Here is a 17,826-nt window from a genome sequence, read left to right on the forward strand (position 1 = left end):
GCGGACGGGAAGGGGCGGGGCGGGGCGGTTCAGCGGACCCCGGAGAACGCGACCTCCATGCGCTCGGGTCCGCGCAGGATCACGTGCGGGCGGTACTCCAGCGACTCCACCACCAGTTCCGGGTCGTCGACCCGGGAGAAGAAGGCCTGCAGGGCGAGGGCCGCCTCCAGCTTGCCGAGGTTCGCGCCCAGGCAGCGGTGCACCCCGCTGGAGAAGGACAGGTGGTCCAGACGCCGGCCGAGGGCACGGGTGATGTCGAAGCGGTCGGGCTCGTCGAAGACCTCGGGATCGCGGTTGGCGGCCGCCGCCAGGAGCAGCACGTCCGTGTCGGCCGGGATCTCGAAACCGTCCAGCTCGATGGACTCCTTCGCCATCCGGTGCAGGATCTGCACCGAGGGCTCGAAGCGGAGGATCTCCTCCACCGCCCCGAACGCGAGGGAGGGGTCCTCGCGCAGCATCGCCAGCTGCTCGGGGTGGCGCAGCAGGGTGAGGATGCCGTGCGTGATCAGGTTGGCGGTGGTCTCGTGCCCCGCCATCACCAACAGGGCGAGCGTGGCGAGCAGTTCCTTCTCGGAGAGCCGGTCGCCCGCCTCCTCCGCTTCCACCAGCCGCGTCAGCAGCCCCTCGCCCCGGGCGCCGCCGGACGCGATCAGATCGCGGAAGTACTGGTAGAACGCGGCCCGGGTCTCGGTGTCCTCCTTGTCGATCTCCGGCGTCCGGTTCGCCGCCATCAGCGGGTCCAGCGCCCGGCCCAGCACCGTGGACCAGGTGCCGAAGATCTTGTGGTCCTCGGGCGGCACACCGAGCATCTCGCAGATCACCCGCACCGGTACGGGATACGAGAACACGCTCGGGACGTCCACGGGCGAACCGGCCCGGGCCACCTGGTCCACCAGGTCGTCGACGATCTCCCTGATCCTCCCCTCCAGGCCCTGCACCATGCGCGGCGTGAACGCCTGGGTGACCAGGCCCCGCAGCCGGGTGTGGTCGGGAGGGTCGAGGAAGGTCATGACCTCCTTGCGCGACTCGACCGCGTCTGTACTGAGGATCTTGGACTTGCCGCGGTCCGCGCTGGCCACCGGCGAACGCAGCACGGTCTCCACGTCCTTGTGCCGGCCCACCACCAGCAGCGCGCCGTCCATCGCGTAGAAGGGCGACGCCTCACGCATCCGGTGCAGCGCCGGGTACGGATCCGGGCGGTTCGCCGGGTCGAAGAAGGTGATCAGGTGCTCTTCCGGGCTCCGCGCGGCGGAAGCCGTCGTCGTCTCCGTCATGCGCCGAGGATCGGGCCACCGCAGCGCGCCCGCCCAGCCGCCGACGCCGTGGTCGTTCGGGCACCTCACATACACCCTCCAAAGGGCACTCCCCCTGCCCGCGCCCAGCACCGAGGGTGGCCCGACATGGGAACCGAACCGCTCGACCCCGCTGCCGCGGCGATCGCGTACGCGGCACCGCCGCCGCGGGGAGCAGCCTTCGACGCCTGGCGCGACTGGGAGAACCGGGACGGCGCCCACGGCCTGGTCGCGGCCGGCATCCTGGCGGCCAACGCCCGCAACGTCCAGCCGTGGCGGTTCACCGTCGACGACGGCGCCGGACGCGTCGACGTGTACGCCGACCTCACCCGCAGGCAGGGCGCCCTCGACCCGTTCGACCGCGAACTCCACGTGGGGCTCGGCTGCGCCCTGGAGAACATGGTGCTGGCCGCCCGCGCCCGCGGACTGGCCCCCGAACTGACCCTGCTGCCCGACCCCGGGCGGCCCGAGCACGCCGCGACCCTGCGCCTGACCCCCGGCGAGCGGGTCCCCTCCGAGCTGTACGACGCCATTCCGCACCGCCGCACCAACCGCGGCCCCTTCCGGCGCGAGCCGCTGCCACGACCGCTGCTCGACGAGATCGGCGCCCTGGCCGCCGACGGCCCGGACGCCCCCGCCCTCCTCTGGTTCGCCGACGAGGAGCGGCGGGCGCGCGTTTCACACCTGCTGGTCGAGGCGACCGAGGCGGTCGTCGCCGACGAGGGGCAGTCGCTCGCGGGCCACCGCTGGTACCGGGGCACGGACGGCGCCGTCGAACGCCACCGTGACGGAATGACCGTGGACACCCAGGGCATGTCGCGCACGATGAGCAGTCTCGGCAAGCGGCTGCCCGCCCCTTCGCGGCGCACCGCCGACCGGTTCTGGCTGCGCAACACCCGCTCCGTGCACGTCGCCACCGCCGCCGCCTTCGGCATGGTCACGGTGGCCGACACCGACGACCCCGCCCTGCGGATGCGCGGCGGACGGCTGCTCCAGCGCGTCCACCTGTTCGCCACCGCCAGGGGACTGGCGGTCGGACACCTCAACATGATGACCGTCCGCGCCGACCGCGAACGCGAACTGGGGTTGCCCCCGCGCTTCGGCAAGGCACTGGACGAACTGGTCGGCGACGCGGGCGGCCAGACCCTGGTCACCTTTCGCATCGGCCGACCGGCCCGTCTCGCCGGCACCAGCCCCCGGCGCCCCGTCGCCACCGTCCTCGGTGCCGACGCCGGGTGACGCCGGGTGACGCCCGGCCGCATACCTACCGTTCGGCGGACCCGCTCCGCCACCATGCCGAGGAGGCAGAGACCACCATGTACGACGCGATAGTCGTCGGTGCCCGGGTCGCCGGAGCGACGTCGGCCATGCTGCTCGCGCGGGCCGGCCACCGGGTCCTGCTGCTCGACCGGGCGACCTTCCCCAGCGACACGATGTCCACCCACTACGTCCACCAGCCGGCCATCGCCCGGCTCGCCCGATGGGGTCTGCTGGAGCGGCTCGCCGCCACCGGCTGCCCGCCGCTCGACGTGGCCCGCTGGACCCTGGAGGACGTCAGCATCACCGGGTGCGCGCCACCCGTGGACGGCATCCGGACCGCCTACGGCCCCCGCCGCTACGTGCTCGACCACCTCCTGGTCACCGCGGCCGTCGAGGCGGGTGTCGAACTGCGTGAACGCGCGAACGTCACCGCCCTGGTGCGGGACGGCGACCGGGTCACCGGCGTACGGATCAAGGGCGCGAACGGCGAGTACACCGAGCACGCGAAGGTGGTGATCGGCGCCGACGGCATCGACTCCGTCGTGGCCAAGGAGGCGGGCGCCCGCCGCTACGAGGAGGCGCCGAGCCTCAACTGCCTCTACTACACGTACTGGAACGGCCTCAAGGCCGACTACGAGGTGTACGTACGCGGTCGTCGCGCCATCGGGGTGGTGCCCACGCACGACGACAACGTCATGATCGGCATCCAGTGGCCGCGAGCCCAGTTCGACAGTGTGCGCGCCGACATCGAGACGTCCTATCTGACCGCCCTGGAGGAGACCGCGCCCGAACTCGCCCAGCGCGTCCGGGAGTCCGAGCGGGCGGCCCGCTTCACCGGCACCGGCCGGCTGCCCAACTTCTTCCGTCGTGCCGTCGGGCCCGGCTGGGCCCTGGTCGGGGACTCCGGCTTCCACAAGGATCCCGTGGGCGCCTTCGGCATCAGCGACGCGCTCCGCCACGCGGACCTCCTCGCGGGGCTGCTGGCCCCCGCGCTCGGCGGCGAACGCCCGGTCGACGAGGCGCTCGCCGACTTCGCCGAGCAGCGCGACGAGGACGCCATGCCGGAGTACTTCTTCAACCTCCAGGCGGCCCAGCTCGAACCGATGCCGGAACTGCTCAACGTGCTGCGGGTCATCGAGGACGACCAGGACCAGATCGACCGGTTCTTCGGCCTCATCGCCGGCAGCTACACCTGGGACGTGTTCTTCACCCCGGACCTCATCGAGCGAGCGGCGGGACTGGCGGGCCAGGAGGCCTGACGCCGGGCAGGACGAAGGGCGGTGGGGAGGATGGTCCTCCCCACCGCCCTTCGCGCCGCTCCCGCGGTTCCGCCGCGCCGTCCTACACGGCGGTCACGGTCACCGGCAGCCGGGCCAGCCTGCGCTGCATGAACAGCGGGAGCCATTCGGGCGCCTCGACCGCCTCCGAGGCCAGCCGGGCCGGCCAGCGGGCCAGCGCGTCCAGCAGCAGTGTGCCCTGCTGCTTGGCGAGCGCCGCGCCCAGGCAGTAGTGCAGGCCGTGACCGAGCGCCAGGTGCCGGGCGCCGGCCCGGGTGATGTCGAAGCGGTCGGGGTCCTCGTAGACCGCGGGGTCCCGGTTGGCCGCGCCGATGAACGTCAGGACCCGCACACCGGCCGGCAGGGTGCGACCGCCGATCTCCAGTTCCTCCCCGGTCCACCGTCCGCCGCCGGCGGTGGCCAGCTGCAGCGGACTCTCGTACCGCATCACCTCCTCGGTGGCCGCGGCGGCGAGTTCCGGATGCTCGCGCAACAGGGCCAGCTGGGCGGGGTTGCGCAGGAAGGACAGGACCGCGCTCGCGGTGAAGGCGACCAGCGTCTCGTGGCCCGAGATGAACACCAGCGCCGCGTTGGCGTGCAGTTCGCTGCGGCTGAGTGCGCCGTCCAGGTGCGCCCGCACGAGGGAGGAGAAGAGGTCGTCGCCCGGGTTCTCGGCCCGGACCCGGGCGAGGTGCGCGAAGTAGTCGTCGAAGGCCTCGTAGGCCGCCACCGCGCTGTCGATCGAGGACGGGGCGGCCGGTATGTCCGCGGCCGGCGACATGGCCTGCCCCCAGGCGCGGAGCTTGGGCAGGTCGGCCCGGGGGACGCCGAGCAGGTCGCCGATGGCCTGGAGCGACACCGGGAACGCCAGCTCGTCCACGACCTCCAGACGGCCGCGGCGCAGCCCGTCCGCCAGGATCGTGTCGGCCAGTGACCGCGCGTCGGCGAGGACCCCGCCCAGGCGCGGTGAGGCGAACGGGCGCCGGGTGAGCCCGCGCAGCCTGGTGTGGTCGGGCGGATCGGTGAACAGCAGGGTCCGGCTCATGGACCGCAGCGACTCCGGCACCACGGTGGCCATCAGCTCCGCCACCGGATCGGGTGGCTCCAGCCGCATCCGCGGGTCGGCGAGCAGCGCGGTGGCGTCCGCGTGGCCGCTGACCACGTACGAGTCGAGATAGTCCCAGTAGGCGGGCCCGCCCAGCGCCCTGATCCGTTCGTAGTGGGGGTAGGGATCGGCCCGGAACGCGTCGTTGTACGGGTCGAAGTCCTCCAGCGCCGGCACCTCGCCGGGTACGGTGCCGGTGTCCTCGACGGGCTGCTGCGTCATCACATTCCTTTCGGGCCGGTCAGCTCCGCCAGCGCGTCGGCGGGCAGCCGGCCGAGCATGGCCAGCAGGTTGTCCGGGGAGAAGAACTCCTCGGCGGGCACCGATCCCGCGATCATCCCGAAGAACCGGTCGGCGTCCTCCTGATGGGCGGCGACGACCTGGACCAGCTGCCGGGTCATGGGGTCCAGATCGAAACCGGCCGCCTCGCAGGTGAACTCGTAGATCAGCTCGGAGCGGGCGTCGCGGGCACGCGCGTAGGCGGCGAGCGCGCTCTCCCACTCCTCGGCACCGCAACGCACCCGGTCGACGGCGTCCGCGAGCAGTTCGGCGTCCCGCCAGGCGTCCGAGATGCCCTGACCGGTGAGCGGGTCCTTGTGGTAGCCGGCGTCGCCCACGAGGGCCCAGCCGGGACCGTACGGCTTGCGGTAGAAGTTGCCGAGGTCGGCGGTGCCGCGGAACCGGTCGACGCGTTCCGCGCCGTCGGCCAGCTCCCGCGCCAGCGCGGGCGCCGCTTCGGCGATGGCCTTGTGGTAATGGCCCTCGATGTCCGAGCGGTAGGTGGGGTAGAACGCGTGCGGGCGGGCCACCTGGATCAGACAGGCGTCGTCGTGGGTCGGGATCACCCCGATCTGCTTGTCGCCCATGAGGAACACCTCGTTGAGGTGCCGGCGGTCCGGTGACAGACCGCGCCAGTAGGCGTAGTAGACGACGGTCAGCGGCGGACGCTCGTGGTACTTCACGGCGCCCGTCTCCCGCGCCACCAGGGAGTTGCGGCCGTCGGCGCCCACCACCAGCGGGGCGTGCGCCGTGTGCTCCCGGCCGCGGCGTTGGAAGCGCACCCCGGTCACCCGCCCGTCGTCGTCCCGGAGCAGGGACCGCACGGTGCACCGCTCGCGCACCTCCGCCCCCGCCTCCCGGGCCGCGTCGACGAGCAGCTCGTCGAGCACCGTGCGGCGCGGGGCGAGGGCGCTGTCGACGCCGTCGTGGGGCGGGGCGAACCCCCGCACCGACAGGTCCTCGCCGAACCACCAGCGCGCCTGGGTGATCGGCGGGCAGCCGGTGCCGGCCAGCCGGTCCAGGAGGCCCCAGCGTCGCAGGCGGGCCAGGCCGCTCGGCTGGACGTAGTGCGTCGAGACGGTGTCCTTGGGAAACGCCGCACGGTCCAGGACCAGCACGCGGTACCCCTTGCGAGCCAGCAGCATCGCCAGCGGCGATCCCGCGCAGCGGGCACCGACGACTATGACGTCGTACATATGACCTCCGCGTACGTGCGGGGCGGCGGCCGGCGGACGCCGGTGCCCCGGACAGCAAAGCGGGGCGGCCCGGGGACCGAAAGGCCTGGGGGAGGTGCCCGGTCGGGCAGCGCCTTCGGCCCGCCGTCCCGGTCGTCACCGGCGGCCCCGATCCACCGCCCTGACGGCCCTGTCGCCGCCCGCGGCGGCCCGGGCAGCCTGAGTGCCGTCCGACACACCGGCTCGACGACACAGGAGCGTGGCATGGCCCTGGACACCGGCAGGTTCGAAGAGATCAAGGAAGTGGCCGGACGCCGCAAGGAGGAGGAGGTCTTCGACTTCGCCCGGCAGCAGACCGGCGGCATCGCGGGGCTCCTCGACGACGTGTTCGGGAACATGCCCGAGGCCTTCCGCGCCGACCGGGCCAAGGGGCAGGAGGCCCGGTTCCAGTACCTGATCAACACGCCCGACGGCGTCTTCGAGTACTACGTCGAGATCGCGGACGGTGGCTGCCGGACCGCCCGGGGCCGCGTCGACTCCCCCAAGCTGACCACCACCGTGGGGCTGCCGACCTTCCTCAAGCTGCTCACCGGCCGCCTCAACGGGATGCAGGCGTTCCTCGGCGGCAAGGTCAAGCTCTCCGGCAACACCCTGTACGCCGCCAAGTTCGAGCACTGGTTCGAGCGCCCCGCCTGACGGACAGCACCGCCCAACGCCCTGGGGGAGGCCCCGTGAAGTTCGGTATCGCACTGCCCACCGTCGGTCCGCCGGGCCGCCGGCGCTATCTGATCGACGTGGCGACGGCCGCCGACCGGATGGGGTTCGACTCCGTCTGGGTCAGCAGCCACGTCGCCCTGCCGCGGACCCGCAACAGCACCTGCCTGTATCCGCGGGCCAAGACCGCCAACGCCTACAACTGGGGCGTCGCCTGGCTGGAGCCCGTCGCCGTGATGGGCGTGGTCGCCGGCGTCACCGAGCGCGTGCGGATCGGCACCCACGTCCTGGCGCTGCCCTACCGCAACCCCGTCATCCTCGCCTCCGAACTGGCCTCGCTGGACCAGCTGTCCCTGGGCCGGACCGTGCTCGGGGCCGGCATCGGCTGGATGGACGAGGAGTTCAAGACCGTCGGAGTCCCGCGCACCCAGCGCGGTGCCCGCACCGACGAGGCCATCGAGGTCATGCGCACCCTGTGGAGCGCCCGTCACCCCACCTCGTTCCACGGCAGGTTCACCGACTTCGACGACATGTGGCTGGCCTCCCGGCCGCACAGCCGCACCGGACCCCCCGTGTACGTGGGAGGCAACACCGAAGCCGCCCTGCGCCGGGTGGCCCGGGCCGGCGACGGCTGGCTCGCCCACGAGCTGTACCCCGACGAGATCACGGCCGCCCGCACCACCCTCGACCGGCTCACCACCGAGGCCGGCCGCGACCCCGCCGCCGTCGAGATCACCGTGCGCCGCGCCCTGGTTCCGCCCTTCGAAGTCATGGACTTCATGTCCGACCGGGTCAGCATCACCGGCACCCCGGAACAGGTCGCCACGGAGATCGACGCCTACCGCCGGGCCGGGGTGCAGCTGATGGTCCTGGACCTGTCCATGCGCCCCGCGGAGATCGTCGAAACCATGGAGTGGCTGATCAAGGACGTTCTCGTCCTGCTGTGACCCGCTTGCGCAGCTTCGCGCCCACCCACCGACCCTGGAGAGCAGATGACCACGCCGGAGAACACCGTCGCCGACCGCGAGGCGCGCAAGGCCAAGATCAAGGAAATGGTCTGCCGGATCCTGGAGATCGACCCCGAGCAGCTCACCGACACCAGCCGGTTCAAGGAGGAGCACGACGCCGACTCGCTGCGGGCGATCGAGATCCTGGCCGGCCTGGAACGCGAGTTCGGCATCACCATCGAGCAGGAGGAACTCAGCCGCATGGTCAACCTGGACGGTGTGGAGTCGGTGGTGGACCAGGCTCTTCCGGCGCGGTGAGCGCCGTGACGACCCCGGCCCCCCACCCGGAGGCGCAGGGGACACGACGGGTGGTGGTCACCGGGCTCGGCACGGTGACCAGCATCGGCATCGGCGTCGAGGAGTTCCTCGCCGGACTGCGCGAGGGACGCAACGGCGCCCGGCCCATCACCGCGTTCGAGACCGAGGGCTTCGCCCACGCCAACGGCTGCGAGGTCACGGGATTCGACCCCGCCGAGTGGATCACCCACACCCCCACCGAACACCTGGGCCGGGCGGCGCAGTTCTCCACCGCCGCCGCGGTCATGGCGGTGCGCGACGCCGGGATGGACGTCGCGGAGCTGCGCTCCCGCCGCGCCCTGGTCTGCGTCGGCACCACCGACGGCGAGTCGGCCGACCTGGACCGACTGGTCGCCACCGAGATCGCCGACGGTCCCGAGCACCTCGACCCGGCCGTCGCCCGCCGCAGCTCCGCCGGACGACTCTCCTCCGCCGTGGTCGCCGAACTGGGCCTGACCGACGTCGAGGCCACCACGCTGGCCACCGCCTGCGCGGCCGGCAACTACGCCATCGGCTACGGACTCGACGCGCTGCGCTGCGGAGACGTCGACGTCGCCCTGGTGGGCGGCGCCGACGCCATGTGCCGCAAGACCTTCACCGGCTTCTACCGGCTCGGCACCATCGCCCCCGAGGCGTGCCAGCCCTTCGACCGCAACCGCAAGGGCATCCTCACCGGTGAGGGCGCCGGCATCCTGCTCCTGGAAACCCTGGAGTCCGCGCTCGCCCGCGGCGCCCGCATCTACTGCGAGGTCCTCGGCTACGGACTCAACTGCGACGCCCACCACCCGGTCGCCCCCGACGGCGACAGCATCGCCCGCTGCATCGAACTCGCCCACGCCAACGCCCGCGTCAAACCCGAGGAGATCGACTTCATCTCGGCGCACGGCACCGGCACCAGGGCCAACGACGTCACCGAGGCCGCCGCGATCCGGCGCGTGTTCGGCGACCGGCCGCCGAGCACCATCTCCATCAAGGCGATGATCGGACACACCATGGGCGCGGCCAGCTCCCTGGCCTCCGCCGCTTGCGCCCTGGCCATCGTCGAGGGATTCATCCCGCCCACCATCAACCACGTCGAGACCGACCCCGAGTGCGGACTCGACTGCGTTCCCAACGTGCCGCGCGAGGCCGACCTGCGCGTCGTGCAGAACAACGCCCTCGCCTTCGGCGGCAACAACGCGGTCCTCGTGCTCGGCAAGTACACGGAGGCGGCCCCGGAACCGGCCGGGGAGGTGCGATGAGCGCGCTGATCACCGGGATGGGCGCCAACTGCAGCATCGGCGCCGACCGCGTCGCCACCTTCGACGCGCTGTGCGCCGGCCGCACCGGACTGGCGCCCCTGCGCGGCTTCGACCGCGCCAACTTCCGCGCCCGCAACGCCTACGAGATCGACGACCGGCCCGCCCCCGGCACGGACCGCCCGCTGCGCCCCACCCGGTGGCTCCTGGCGGCCGTGGCCGAGGCCCTGGCCGACGCCGGCCTCCCCGAGGACCTCACGGGCATACCCGTGATCGTCGGCACCACCCTGCGAGAGCTGCGCTCCGCCGAGCTGAACTGGTGCGACGGAGCCCCGCTCGACCCGGCGGACCTGCACTTCGGCACCGCACTGCGCCGCCGCTTCGGGGCCGACCGCACCTACACCGTCGCCAACGCCTGCGCCGCCTCCCTGTACGCCCTCGGCATGGCCGTCGACCTGCTCGACCTCCGGGAGGCCGAGACCGTGGTGGTGGCGGGCGCCGACACCATCACCGAGAGCACCTACGGCATGCTCGACCGGGTCTACCAGAAGCCGCCCGAATCGGTGCTGCCCTTCGACCGCGGCCGACGCGGCATGCTCCAGGGCGACGGCGCCGCCGCGGTGGTGCTGCGGCGCGAACCGGGGGCCGGGCGCCGGCCGCACGCCAGGGTCAGGGGCGTCGGCGTCAACTGCGACGCCCACCACCCCTCGGCACCCGACGTGGACAGCATCGGCCGGGTGATGCGCGACGCCCACGCGCGGGCCGGGGTCAAGCCCGCCGACATCGACCTGGTCCTCCTGCACGGCACCGGGACCCCGCACAACGACGCGGCCGAGGCACAGGCCCTCGTCGACGTCTTCGCCCGGGTGGACACCGCGCCCCGGATGACCGCGATCAAGTCGATGATCGGGCACACCGCCGGCGCCTCCGGACTGCACAGCCTGATCACCGCCGTGCAGTCGCTCGACTCCGGCAGGGTGCCGCCCACGCTGGGACTCGCCGACCCCATCGACGAGATGGCCGGCTTCCGGCTGGGCCCCGAGGCGGCCCTCGACCCGGAGCTCTCCCTGGCCCAGATCGACTCCTTCGGCTTCGGCGGCCTCAACGCCGTGGCCGTCGTGGAAAAGGTGGCGTAGATGCGGGCGGCGGAAGCGACGGCGGGCGCCGAGGTGCTGATCAGCGGTTCGGGCACGGCGATCACAGGGGTCCCCGGACCGGACGCCCTGTCGGACCCGCCGGGCACCGCGCCGGGCCCGGACCCGGTTAGCACCCTGCGGGGGTCCGGCCTGCGCTACAAGGACCGGGCCACCAAACTGGCCCTGTGCGCCGCCCGGGACGCGCTCGATGACGCCGGACTGCTCGGCCCCGACGGGGAACTCGACGTCGACGGGGACGACTTCGGCGTGGTGGTCAGCAGCAACTGGGGCAACGTCGACACCGTCTGCGAGACCGCCGCCACGATCAGGAGCAGCACGTACCGGGCCACCAGCCCCATGCTGCTGCCCAACACCGCCGGCAACGTCACGGCCTCCTGGGTCGCCATCACCCACGGGCTGCGCGGCGCCAACGTCACCCTGTGCAACGGCGCGACCTCCGGGCTCGACGCGGTCCACTGGGCCCGTACGCTCATCGCGGCCCGGCGGCTGCGACGGGCCCTGGTCATCGGGGTCGAGCCCGTCAACGAGCCGGTCCTGCACCTGGTCGGCGACGCCGGACCGCTGTTCGACGGTGCCGTCGCCCTCGTCGCCGAGGCCGCCGACGCCGTGGAGGCCCGCGGCGGCACCCCCCGCGCCCGCATCGGCCGCTACGTCCGCGCGGGCGACCTGCACCAGGCCCTCGCCGCCGCCCGGGAGAACGAGAGCCGCCCACCGGACGCCTGGTGGCCGCCGGAGTTCCCGCTCGCGCCCGCCGCCCCCGTCCCGCCGCCCGCGACCGGCGTCCCCGCCCGTGACCTGCGCGCACGGCACGGCCACTGCTCGGGCGCCCTCGGTGTACTGCAGTGCGTGGCCGCCACCGCCGAGCTCACCCGTACCGCGGGGCACTCGATGCTCGCCGCCGCGGGCCGCGGGCCGGGCGGCGACGGCCCCGGCGAGGACGACGCCGCGGCCGCCCTGGTCCTGCACGGCGTGTCCGTGGCGCCCGCGGGAGCCGCCTCATGAGCGCCCTGCGCGTGACCCTGGTGCACGGACTGGCCGGCAGCACCCGGCTGTGGGACGCGTGCCGCGCCGAGGCGCCCGAGGGCGTCCGGACGACCGCGGCCGACGTCCGCTGGCCCCTCGACGGCACCGCGGGCCCCGGGCTCACCGGCGACCCGGCCGGTCTCGTCGCCGACGTGGTGCGTGGCACCCGGGCCGAGGTCGTGGTGGCCCACTCCTTCGCGGCCAACGCGCTGCTCGAACACCTCGCGTCACCCCAGGCGTCGCCGCTGCGCGCGGCCGTGCTCGTGGCGCCCTTCTACCGACCGCGCCGACAGGACTTCGACTGGGACACGATCTCCTACTACTTCAACCGCTTCCACCTGATCCTCGAAGAGGGACTGCACGTGTCCGCGGGCGGCCGCCTCGACCCCGAGGTCCGGCACGCGATGGCCCTGCGGGTCCGCGAGAGCATCGGCCCGTACGGCTGGATGGACTTCTTCGGGGCCTACCTGCGCACTCCCGCGCTGCCGCTGCACCGCGTCCGGCTGCCCGTCCTGGTCGTCGCCGGCAGCGACGACCGCGCCGCACCGGTGTCCGACGCCCGCGCGCTCGCCGGTGCCCTGCCCGCGGCCCGGCTCGCCGAGTTCCCGGGGTGCGGGCACTTCCCGATGGCCGAACGCGCCCGGTCCTTCGGCCGGCTGCTCGGCGACTTCCTCGCCCCACCCGACCGCTCCGCCGGCGCCCCGTCGGCCGACGCCCCGCTGGAGATGACGTGACCAAGGCACCCGTGACCACCGCCCCCTCGCTGCCGGATTCCGTGGAGGTCCTGGAGCGGCCCTCGACCGTGCAGCTGCGGCCGCGGTACGAGGGCTCCAACATCTGTACCTGGATCGGCTTCAAACACGTCAACTACCTTGTGGAAGAGGCCGTCCTCGAACACCTGCGACGCAGCGGCTGGCCCGCCGGGATGCTCTACGAGGACTTCGGCCTGTGCGTCGACATCGTGAGCGTCGAGGCCGCGATCCTGTCCGCCACCCACATCGACGACATCGTCTCCGCCCGGGTCGTCGCCGAGGGGCCGCCCGTCGGACAGGAGATCGCCCTGACCGTCTCCCTGGACGTCCACGGCTCGGCGACCCCGGTCAAGACCGTTTCCGCCAAGGTCCGGGTGGCCCTGCGGCACGACCCGCGCGGCGGCGGCGCCGCCCCGGTGCCCCAGGTCCTGGAACGCTTCACCGTCAAGGAGATCGACCGCGCGCACCTGGTCCGGGTACCCGTCGCCGCCACGCCGCCGGCGAGGGTGGCCGACGGCGACGAACTGCTCGCCGCGCTGACCTCGGACGCCAACGCCTTCGGCTGGAAGTGGCGCATCCCGTACTTCTACTGCCACTTCACCGAGCGCCTCCAGATGTCCGGCTACCTGCGCCTGATGGAGGAGGCCGTCGATCGCTTCCTGGCCGACCGCGGCATCTCCATCAAACGGCTGCTGGACGAACAGAACTGGATCCCCGTCGTACCGAAGAACTCCGTCGTCATGCTCGCCGAGGCCCGGATGGAGGAGGACATCTACACCGTCCTCACCGTCGAGGACGTCTTCAAGCGGCTCATCTACACCGCCCGGATGGACTGCTACGTCCTGCGCGACGGCGTCCCCGTGCACACCGCCACCGGCCGCATCACCCACGGCTACGCGCTGATCGAGAACCGGCGCGACTGGAGCCTGGTGGAGTTCGACGACCGCATGGTCCAGCGGCTCAACGGGCAGCACGGCTGATGGACCCCGTCCTGGTCACCGGAGTCGGTGCCGTGACCTGCCACGGCACCGGAGTGCCCGCCCTCGGCGCGGCGATGGACCGGGCCCGCGGCAGGCAGCCGGACAAGGTGCCCGACCCGTGGGCGCGCATGGAGCTGCCCCTGATGTACCTGGTGCCGGAACCGGCCCTCGACGAGGAGCCGGGCACCGGCCCGGGACGCGCCACTACCTTCGCCCTGCGCGCCGCGCACGAGGCGCTGGCCGGCGCCGGCCTCGACCGGGACGCGCTGCGCGCCGCCCGGGCCGCGGTGGTGCTCGGGACGTGCATGGGAGCCCTCGGCGACCGGGAACGGGAGCGGGACCGGGAACGGGAACGGGAACGGAGCGGCGGGGCCGCGCCGTCCGCACCGCCGCACGATCCGCCGGGGGCGCCCGCGCCGTCCGGACCGCCGCACGATCCGCCGGCGGCACCGGACCGGTGGTCCGACTTCGAGGTCTCCTCACGGCTGGCGGCCGACCTCGGTGTCACCGGTGCGGCGAGCAGCACCAGCAACGCCTGCGCCGCCAGTGGCTTCGCGCTCGCCACCGCGGCCGACATGATCCGCTGCGGCGAGGCCGACGTCGTCGTCACCGGCGGCGCCGACGCCTACTCCCGCATCGCCCTCGCCAACTTCAACCGGCTCGGCGCCGTCGACGCCCACGGCTGCCGTCCGTTCGCCGCCGACCGGGCGGGCACCGTCTTCGGCGAGGGCGCCGGCGTCGTGGTGCTGGAATCGGCGGCGTACGCCCGGGCCCGCGGTGCCCGGCCGCTCGCCGAGGTCGGCGAGGCCGGCTGGAGCTGCGACGCCGGACACCCCACCGCCCCCGAGGAGAGCGGCGAACAGATCGTCCGCGCCCTGCGGGACGCCCTCGACCGCACCCACGTCGAACCCCACGAGATCGGCTGCGTGATCCCGCACGGCACCGGAACCCGGCTGAACGACCGGATCGAGAGCGCCGCCCTGCGGACCACGTTCGGGCCGCGGACGGAGGTACCGCCCCTGTACAGCCTCAAGGCACTCCTCGGCCACACCGGAGGGGCCGCCGCGGCCCTCGCCGCCGTCGCCGCCACGGTCGTCCTCGGCCGCGGCACCGTGCCCCCCAACGTGCCGGTCGGCGCGCCGGACCCGGACTGCGCCGTCCCGCTCCCGACGGCCGCGACGCCGCTGACCGCCCGGTCCGTGCTGGTCAACGCCTACGCCTTCGGCGGCAACAACATCTCCCTGGTGCTGCGGGAGGCCCTCCCGTGCTGACGCCGCACCGCCCCGCCGAGGCGGACATCGTGGTCACCGGCGTGGCCACCGTCGTACCCGGTCCCGGCCGGCCGCCCGGCGCCTGGTTCGACGCCGACGCCGAACTCGGCCCGCGCGGCCACAAGTACCTGCCCCAGGGCACCCGTTACCTGCTCGCCGCCGGACGACGCGCCCTGCGCTCCGCGACGGCGCCCGTGCAGGTGCCGCCGGACCGGCGCGGCCTCGTGGTCGGCACCAACAACGGGCTCGCGCCGCTCTTCCGCGCCATGGACCGCACCGTCGTGGACACCGGGGCCGAACGGCTGCGCCCCGCCCTCGCCCCCTACTTCGCCGTCAACGTCCTCGCCGGCCGGTTCGCCGCCGAACAGGCCCTCAAGGGGTTCAGCTGCACCCTCACCACCTCCTCCGTCGCCGGCGTGGAGGCGGTGCAGACGGCCGTCCGGGCCCTGCGTCTGGACCGCGCCGACCTGGTGGTGGTCGCCGCCGTGGAGGACCTGGCTCCCTCCTCGGCCGGGACGGCCGGACCGCCGCCCGAGGAGGGAGCCGTGGCCCTGGTTCTGGAACCGCGGGCCGCGGCCGAGCGCCGAGGGGCGCCCGTGCGGGGCAGCCTGAGGGCCGCGGCCGCATTCGTCCCGCCCGGCATCGACGCCGCCGACCCCGAACTCGGCCTCGCCGTCGGCGACCTGCTGAGCGCCGTCCAGTCCGAGCCGCCCGCACCGGTCCACGCCGTACTGGACGGCTCGGCCCGAGGCACGGCCGTCGGCGCGCTCCTCGGCGCGTCCGCCCGGCGGGCCGCCCGCCCCGCCGGGGCCGGGTGCCTCGCTCCGCTGCTGGCCGCGGCCGAGCCGTTCGCCGCCGGCGGCGGGCGCCGGGTGGTCCTCACGGCCACCGCGGCCGGACACCTCGCCGCCGTCCACGTCCTCGCCGCAGCACCACGACCCACCCCGTCAGGAGGCTTACGTGCGCAATCGACTGCGTGACCGCTGGTGTCTGGTCCTCGGCGCGTCGAGCGGCATGGGCCGGGCCACCGCCCTCGCCCTGGCCGACCAGGGCGCGCACATCGCCGGAGTGCACCTCGACCGCGCCGACGGACTCCGGGCGGCCCGGGAGCTGGAGTGCACCCTGCGGGCCAAAGGCGTGCGCGCCCACCTCTTCAACGTCAACGCGGCGTCCGACCGCGGGCGGGCCACCCTGCTGCCCGCCCTCGCCGAACTCACCGGCGGCCGGGCGCTGGCCACCGTCCTGCACTCCCTGGCCTTCGGCAGCTTGGTGCCGTTCCTGCCCACCGACGACACCAAGCAGTCCCTGACCCGTGCCCAACTGGAGATGACGCTCGACGTCATGGCCCACAGCCTCGTCTACTGGACCCAGGACCTGCTGTCCGCCGGGCTCCTCGCCGAGAACTCCCGGGTCTTCGCGATGACCAGCGCCGGCACCAGCCAGGTACTCCCGAGCTACGGCGCCGTCTCCGCCGCCAAGGCCGCCCTGGAGTCCCATGTCCGCCAGCTCGCCTGCGAACTCGCCCCGCACGGAGTCGCGGTCAACGCGCTGCGCGCCGGCGTCACCGTCACACCGTCGCTGCTGCGCATCCCCGGGCACGAGGAGTTCACCGGCGAGTCAGCGGCGGGCAACCCGCACGGCAGGCTCACCACCCCCGAGGACGTCGCGGAGACCGTCGTCCTGCTGTCCAACGCCCCGTCCTCGTGGCTGACGGGCAACACGATCGGCGTGGACGGCGCGGAACTCGTCGCCGCCGGCGCCACCTGGAGCCGACGGGAGGCGACCCGATGACCACCACCGTGCCACAGCCGGCGACCGCACCACCCACCCCCGCCACCACCACCGTGATCTCCGGATGGTCGGTGCTCTCCCCGTACGGGATCGGCGCCGGACCCTTCACCCAGGGCCTCGCCGAACGGCGACCCGTCGTCCCCCGGCTCAACCGCGACGTGTGGCACGCACCGCCGGGCGACGCCCTGCTCGTGCCCGGGTTCGACGTGGTCACCGTGCTCGGCAGCCGCGGCACCCGCACCATGGACCGGCTCACCGGCCTCACCGTCGCCACCCTGGGCACGCTCGTCGACCCCGACGGGACCGCCCGCCGCCTCGACGAACCGGAACGCGTCGGACTCGTCCTCGGTACCGGCTCCGGCTCCGTGCAGAGCACCATGGACTTCACCCGCGACGCGCTGACCGGAGCCAAGCCCTTCTACGTCGACCCGGCGCTGTTCCCCAACACCGTCATGAACCGCGCCGCCGGGCAGAGCGCCATCTGGTACGGCCTCAAGGGGCCCAACGCCACCCTGGCGGGCGGCCCCCTCACCGGACTCCAGGCCCTGCGCTACGCCACCCGGCTGCGCGAGCGCGGCTACAGCCGCACGGTGCTGTGCGGTGCCGTGGAGGAGTTCTCCGAACAACGCGCCTGGCTGGCCTGGCACACGCGGAGCGAGGCCCGCCGCGCCACACCGCTCGCCGAGGCGTGCGCCATGTTCCTGCTGGAGGACGCCGAGGCCGCCCGGGAGGCCGGTCGCACCCCGTACGCCGACATCCTCGCCGTCCGCTTCGGTGCCGGCCCGCGGGGACCGCGCGCCGCCCTGGAACGGTGCGTGCGCGGCGCCCTGGAGGCAGCCGGCACCACACCGGGCGACGTCGCGTTCGCCGCACCCTCGGGGCGCGTCGCCCCGCCCCCCGGGGCCTGCCCCATGGGCTTCGGGAACCCCGCGTCCGGCACCGACGAGGCCGACACGGTGGAGACGGACGTCCTCGGCACCGTACTGGACGGCACGGACGCCGAGCTCATCGGCGTGCGCGACCTGATCGGCGACGCCTCGGCCGCGTCCGCGGGCGTCCAGCTGGCCGCGGTGCTCGCCGCCGCCGCCCACCGCCCCCGGCCCGGCGCCACCGCCCTGATCACCTCCGTCGACGACGACGGCCTCGTCGCCTGCCTCGTCCTGCGGCTCAGGTGACCCGCCGGCCCCCGCCTCCGCCTCCGCCCTCGC

Annotated in this window: 17 protein-coding genes; 14 read left to right on the plus strand and 3 right to left on the minus strand. The window is 73.8% G+C overall.

Features of this window, described 5'->3' with window-relative positions:
* Positions 1-29: 29 nt before the first annotated feature.
* Positions 30-1,274, minus strand: a complete 1,245-nt coding sequence (locus C4J65_RS29125) for a cytochrome P450 (protein WP_162833405.1) — start codon at positions 1,272-1,274, stop codon at positions 30-32.
* Positions 1,275-1,400: 126 nt separating this feature from the next.
* Here C4J65_RS29125 and C4J65_RS29130 point away from each other — a divergent pair, with 126 nt between their 5' ends.
* Together C4J65_RS29130 and C4J65_RS29135 are read left to right on the plus strand one after the other, a co-directional pair.
* Positions 1,401-2,531 (plus strand): hypothetical protein, encoded by a 1,131-nt coding sequence (locus C4J65_RS29130; RefSeq protein WP_115745082.1) that lies wholly within the window; start codon positions 1,401-1,403, stop codon positions 2,529-2,531.
* A 77-nt stretch (positions 2,532-2,608) separates the two neighbouring features.
* Positions 2,609-3,811, plus strand: a complete 1,203-nt coding sequence (locus C4J65_RS29135; RefSeq protein WP_115745083.1) for an NAD(P)/FAD-dependent oxidoreductase — start codon at positions 2,609-2,611, stop codon at positions 3,809-3,811.
* A gap of 82 nt (positions 3,812-3,893) precedes the next feature.
* Here C4J65_RS29135 and C4J65_RS29140 read toward each other — a convergent pair whose 3' ends face one another.
* Entirely contained in the window at positions 3,894-5,156 is a 1,263-nt protein-coding gene (locus C4J65_RS29140) for a cytochrome P450 (protein ID WP_115745084.1), read from the minus strand.
* Complete coding sequence (locus C4J65_RS29145; protein WP_115745085.1) at positions 5,156-6,409, minus strand: NAD(P)/FAD-dependent oxidoreductase; 1,254 nt, start codon at positions 6,407-6,409, stop codon at positions 5,156-5,158. The genes C4J65_RS29140 and C4J65_RS29145 overlap by 1 nt, the downstream gene beginning before the upstream one ends.
* 243 nt (positions 6,410-6,652) lie before the next feature.
* Between C4J65_RS29145 and C4J65_RS36205 the strand changes: the two genes are divergently transcribed.
* Genes C4J65_RS36205 through C4J65_RS29205 form a run of 12 tightly spaced genes read left to right on the plus strand, consistent with a single transcriptional unit; the run spans position 6,653 to position 17,793 of the window.
* Positions 6,653-7,084, plus strand: coding sequence for an SCP2 sterol-binding domain-containing protein (locus C4J65_RS36205; protein ID WP_162833406.1), 432 nt, complete (start codon positions 6,653-6,655; stop codon positions 7,082-7,084).
* Between the two features lie 35 nt (positions 7,085-7,119).
* Positions 7,120-8,049 carry a TIGR03619 family F420-dependent LLM class oxidoreductase gene (locus tag C4J65_RS29155; RefSeq protein ID WP_162833407.1) on the plus strand — a complete coding sequence of 310 codons (930 nt, stop codon included), beginning with the start codon at positions 7,120-7,122 and terminating at the stop codon, positions 8,047-8,049.
* A 45-nt stretch (positions 8,050-8,094) separates the two neighbouring features.
* On the plus strand, positions 8,095-8,367 hold the full coding sequence (locus tag C4J65_RS29160) for an acyl carrier protein (RefSeq protein WP_115745088.1): 273 nt from the start codon (positions 8,095-8,097) through the stop codon (positions 8,365-8,367).
* Between the two features lie 5 nt (positions 8,368-8,372).
* Positions 8,373-9,647, plus strand: a complete 1,275-nt coding sequence (locus C4J65_RS29165) for a beta-ketoacyl-[acyl-carrier-protein] synthase family protein (protein ID WP_115746680.1) — start codon at positions 8,373-8,375, stop codon at positions 9,645-9,647.
* A complete protein-coding gene (locus C4J65_RS29170; protein ID WP_115745089.1) occupies positions 9,644-10,780 on the plus strand; it encodes a beta-ketoacyl synthase N-terminal-like domain-containing protein in 1,137 nt (378 codons plus the stop codon). Before C4J65_RS29165 ends, C4J65_RS29170 begins: the two co-directional genes overlap by 4 nt.
* Positions 10,781-11,803, plus strand: coding sequence for a beta-ketoacyl synthase N-terminal-like domain-containing protein (locus C4J65_RS29175; RefSeq protein WP_115745090.1), 1,023 nt, complete (start codon positions 10,781-10,783; stop codon positions 11,801-11,803).
* A complete protein-coding gene (locus tag C4J65_RS29180) occupies positions 11,800-12,558 on the plus strand; it encodes an alpha/beta fold hydrolase (RefSeq protein ID WP_115745091.1) in 759 nt (252 codons plus the stop codon). The genes C4J65_RS29175 and C4J65_RS29180 overlap by 4 nt, the downstream gene beginning before the upstream one ends.
* Positions 12,555-13,556: a thioesterase family protein gene (locus tag C4J65_RS29185; RefSeq protein WP_240330547.1), complete on the plus strand. Its 1,002-nt coding sequence runs from the start codon at positions 12,555-12,557 to the stop codon at positions 13,554-13,556. Before C4J65_RS29180 ends, C4J65_RS29185 begins: the two co-directional genes overlap by 4 nt.
* Positions 13,556-14,827, plus strand: a complete 1,272-nt coding sequence (locus C4J65_RS29190) for a beta-ketoacyl synthase N-terminal-like domain-containing protein (RefSeq protein WP_115745092.1) — start codon at positions 13,556-13,558, stop codon at positions 14,825-14,827. The genes C4J65_RS29185 and C4J65_RS29190 overlap by 1 nt, the downstream gene beginning before the upstream one ends.
* Complete coding sequence (locus tag C4J65_RS36210; RefSeq protein ID WP_162833408.1) at positions 14,821-15,807, plus strand: beta-ketoacyl synthase N-terminal-like domain-containing protein; 987 nt, start codon at positions 14,821-14,823, stop codon at positions 15,805-15,807. The genes C4J65_RS29190 and C4J65_RS36210 overlap by 7 nt, the downstream gene beginning before the upstream one ends.
* Complete coding sequence (locus C4J65_RS29200; protein WP_115745093.1) at positions 15,788-16,618, plus strand: SDR family oxidoreductase; 831 nt, start codon at positions 15,788-15,790, stop codon at positions 16,616-16,618. Before C4J65_RS36210 ends, C4J65_RS29200 begins: the two co-directional genes overlap by 20 nt.
* Positions 16,615-17,793: a beta-ketoacyl synthase N-terminal-like domain-containing protein gene (locus C4J65_RS29205; protein WP_205351086.1), complete on the plus strand. Its 1,179-nt coding sequence runs from the start codon at positions 16,615-16,617 to the stop codon at positions 17,791-17,793. The genes C4J65_RS29200 and C4J65_RS29205 overlap by 4 nt, the downstream gene beginning before the upstream one ends.
* Positions 17,794-17,826: the final 33 nt, after the last annotated feature.

Origin of the sequence: Streptomyces sp. CB09001 (genome assembly GCF_003369795.1) — a bacterium.
Taxonomy (GTDB): Bacteria; Actinomycetota; Actinomycetes; order Streptomycetales; family Streptomycetaceae; genus Streptomyces.

Coding starts and splice junctions, on each gene's coding strand:
- C4J65_RS29125 (WP_162833405.1), bottom strand. CDS start 1,274: ATGACGGAGACGACGACGGCTTCCGCCGCGCGGAGCCCGGAAGAGCAC.
- C4J65_RS29130 (WP_115745082.1), top strand. CDS start 1,401: ATGGGAACCGAACCGCTCGACCCCGCTGCCGCGGCGATCGCGTACGCG.
- C4J65_RS29135 (WP_115745083.1), top strand. CDS start 2,609: ATGTACGACGCGATAGTCGTCGGTGCCCGGGTCGCCGGAGCGACGTCG.
- C4J65_RS29140 (WP_115745084.1), bottom strand. CDS start 5,156: ATGACGCAGCAGCCCGTCGAGGACACCGGCACCGTACCCGGCGAGGTG.
- C4J65_RS29145 (WP_115745085.1), bottom strand. CDS start 6,409: ATGTACGACGTCATAGTCGTCGGTGCCCGCTGCGCGGGATCGCCGCTG.
- C4J65_RS36205 (WP_162833406.1), top strand. CDS start 6,653: ATGGCCCTGGACACCGGCAGGTTCGAAGAGATCAAGGAAGTGGCCGGA.
- C4J65_RS29160 (WP_115745088.1), top strand. CDS start 8,095: ATGACCACGCCGGAGAACACCGTCGCCGACCGCGAGGCGCGCAAGGCC.
- C4J65_RS29170 (WP_115745089.1), top strand. CDS start 9,644: ATGAGCGCGCTGATCACCGGGATGGGCGCCAACTGCAGCATCGGCGCC.
- C4J65_RS29175 (WP_115745090.1), top strand. CDS start 10,781: ATGCGGGCGGCGGAAGCGACGGCGGGCGCCGAGGTGCTGATCAGCGGT.
- C4J65_RS29180 (WP_115745091.1), top strand. CDS start 11,800: ATGAGCGCCCTGCGCGTGACCCTGGTGCACGGACTGGCCGGCAGCACC.
- C4J65_RS29190 (WP_115745092.1), top strand. CDS start 13,556: ATGGACCCCGTCCTGGTCACCGGAGTCGGTGCCGTGACCTGCCACGGC.
- C4J65_RS29205 (WP_205351086.1), top strand. CDS start 16,615: ATGACCACCACCGTGCCACAGCCGGCGACCGCACCACCCACCCCCGCC.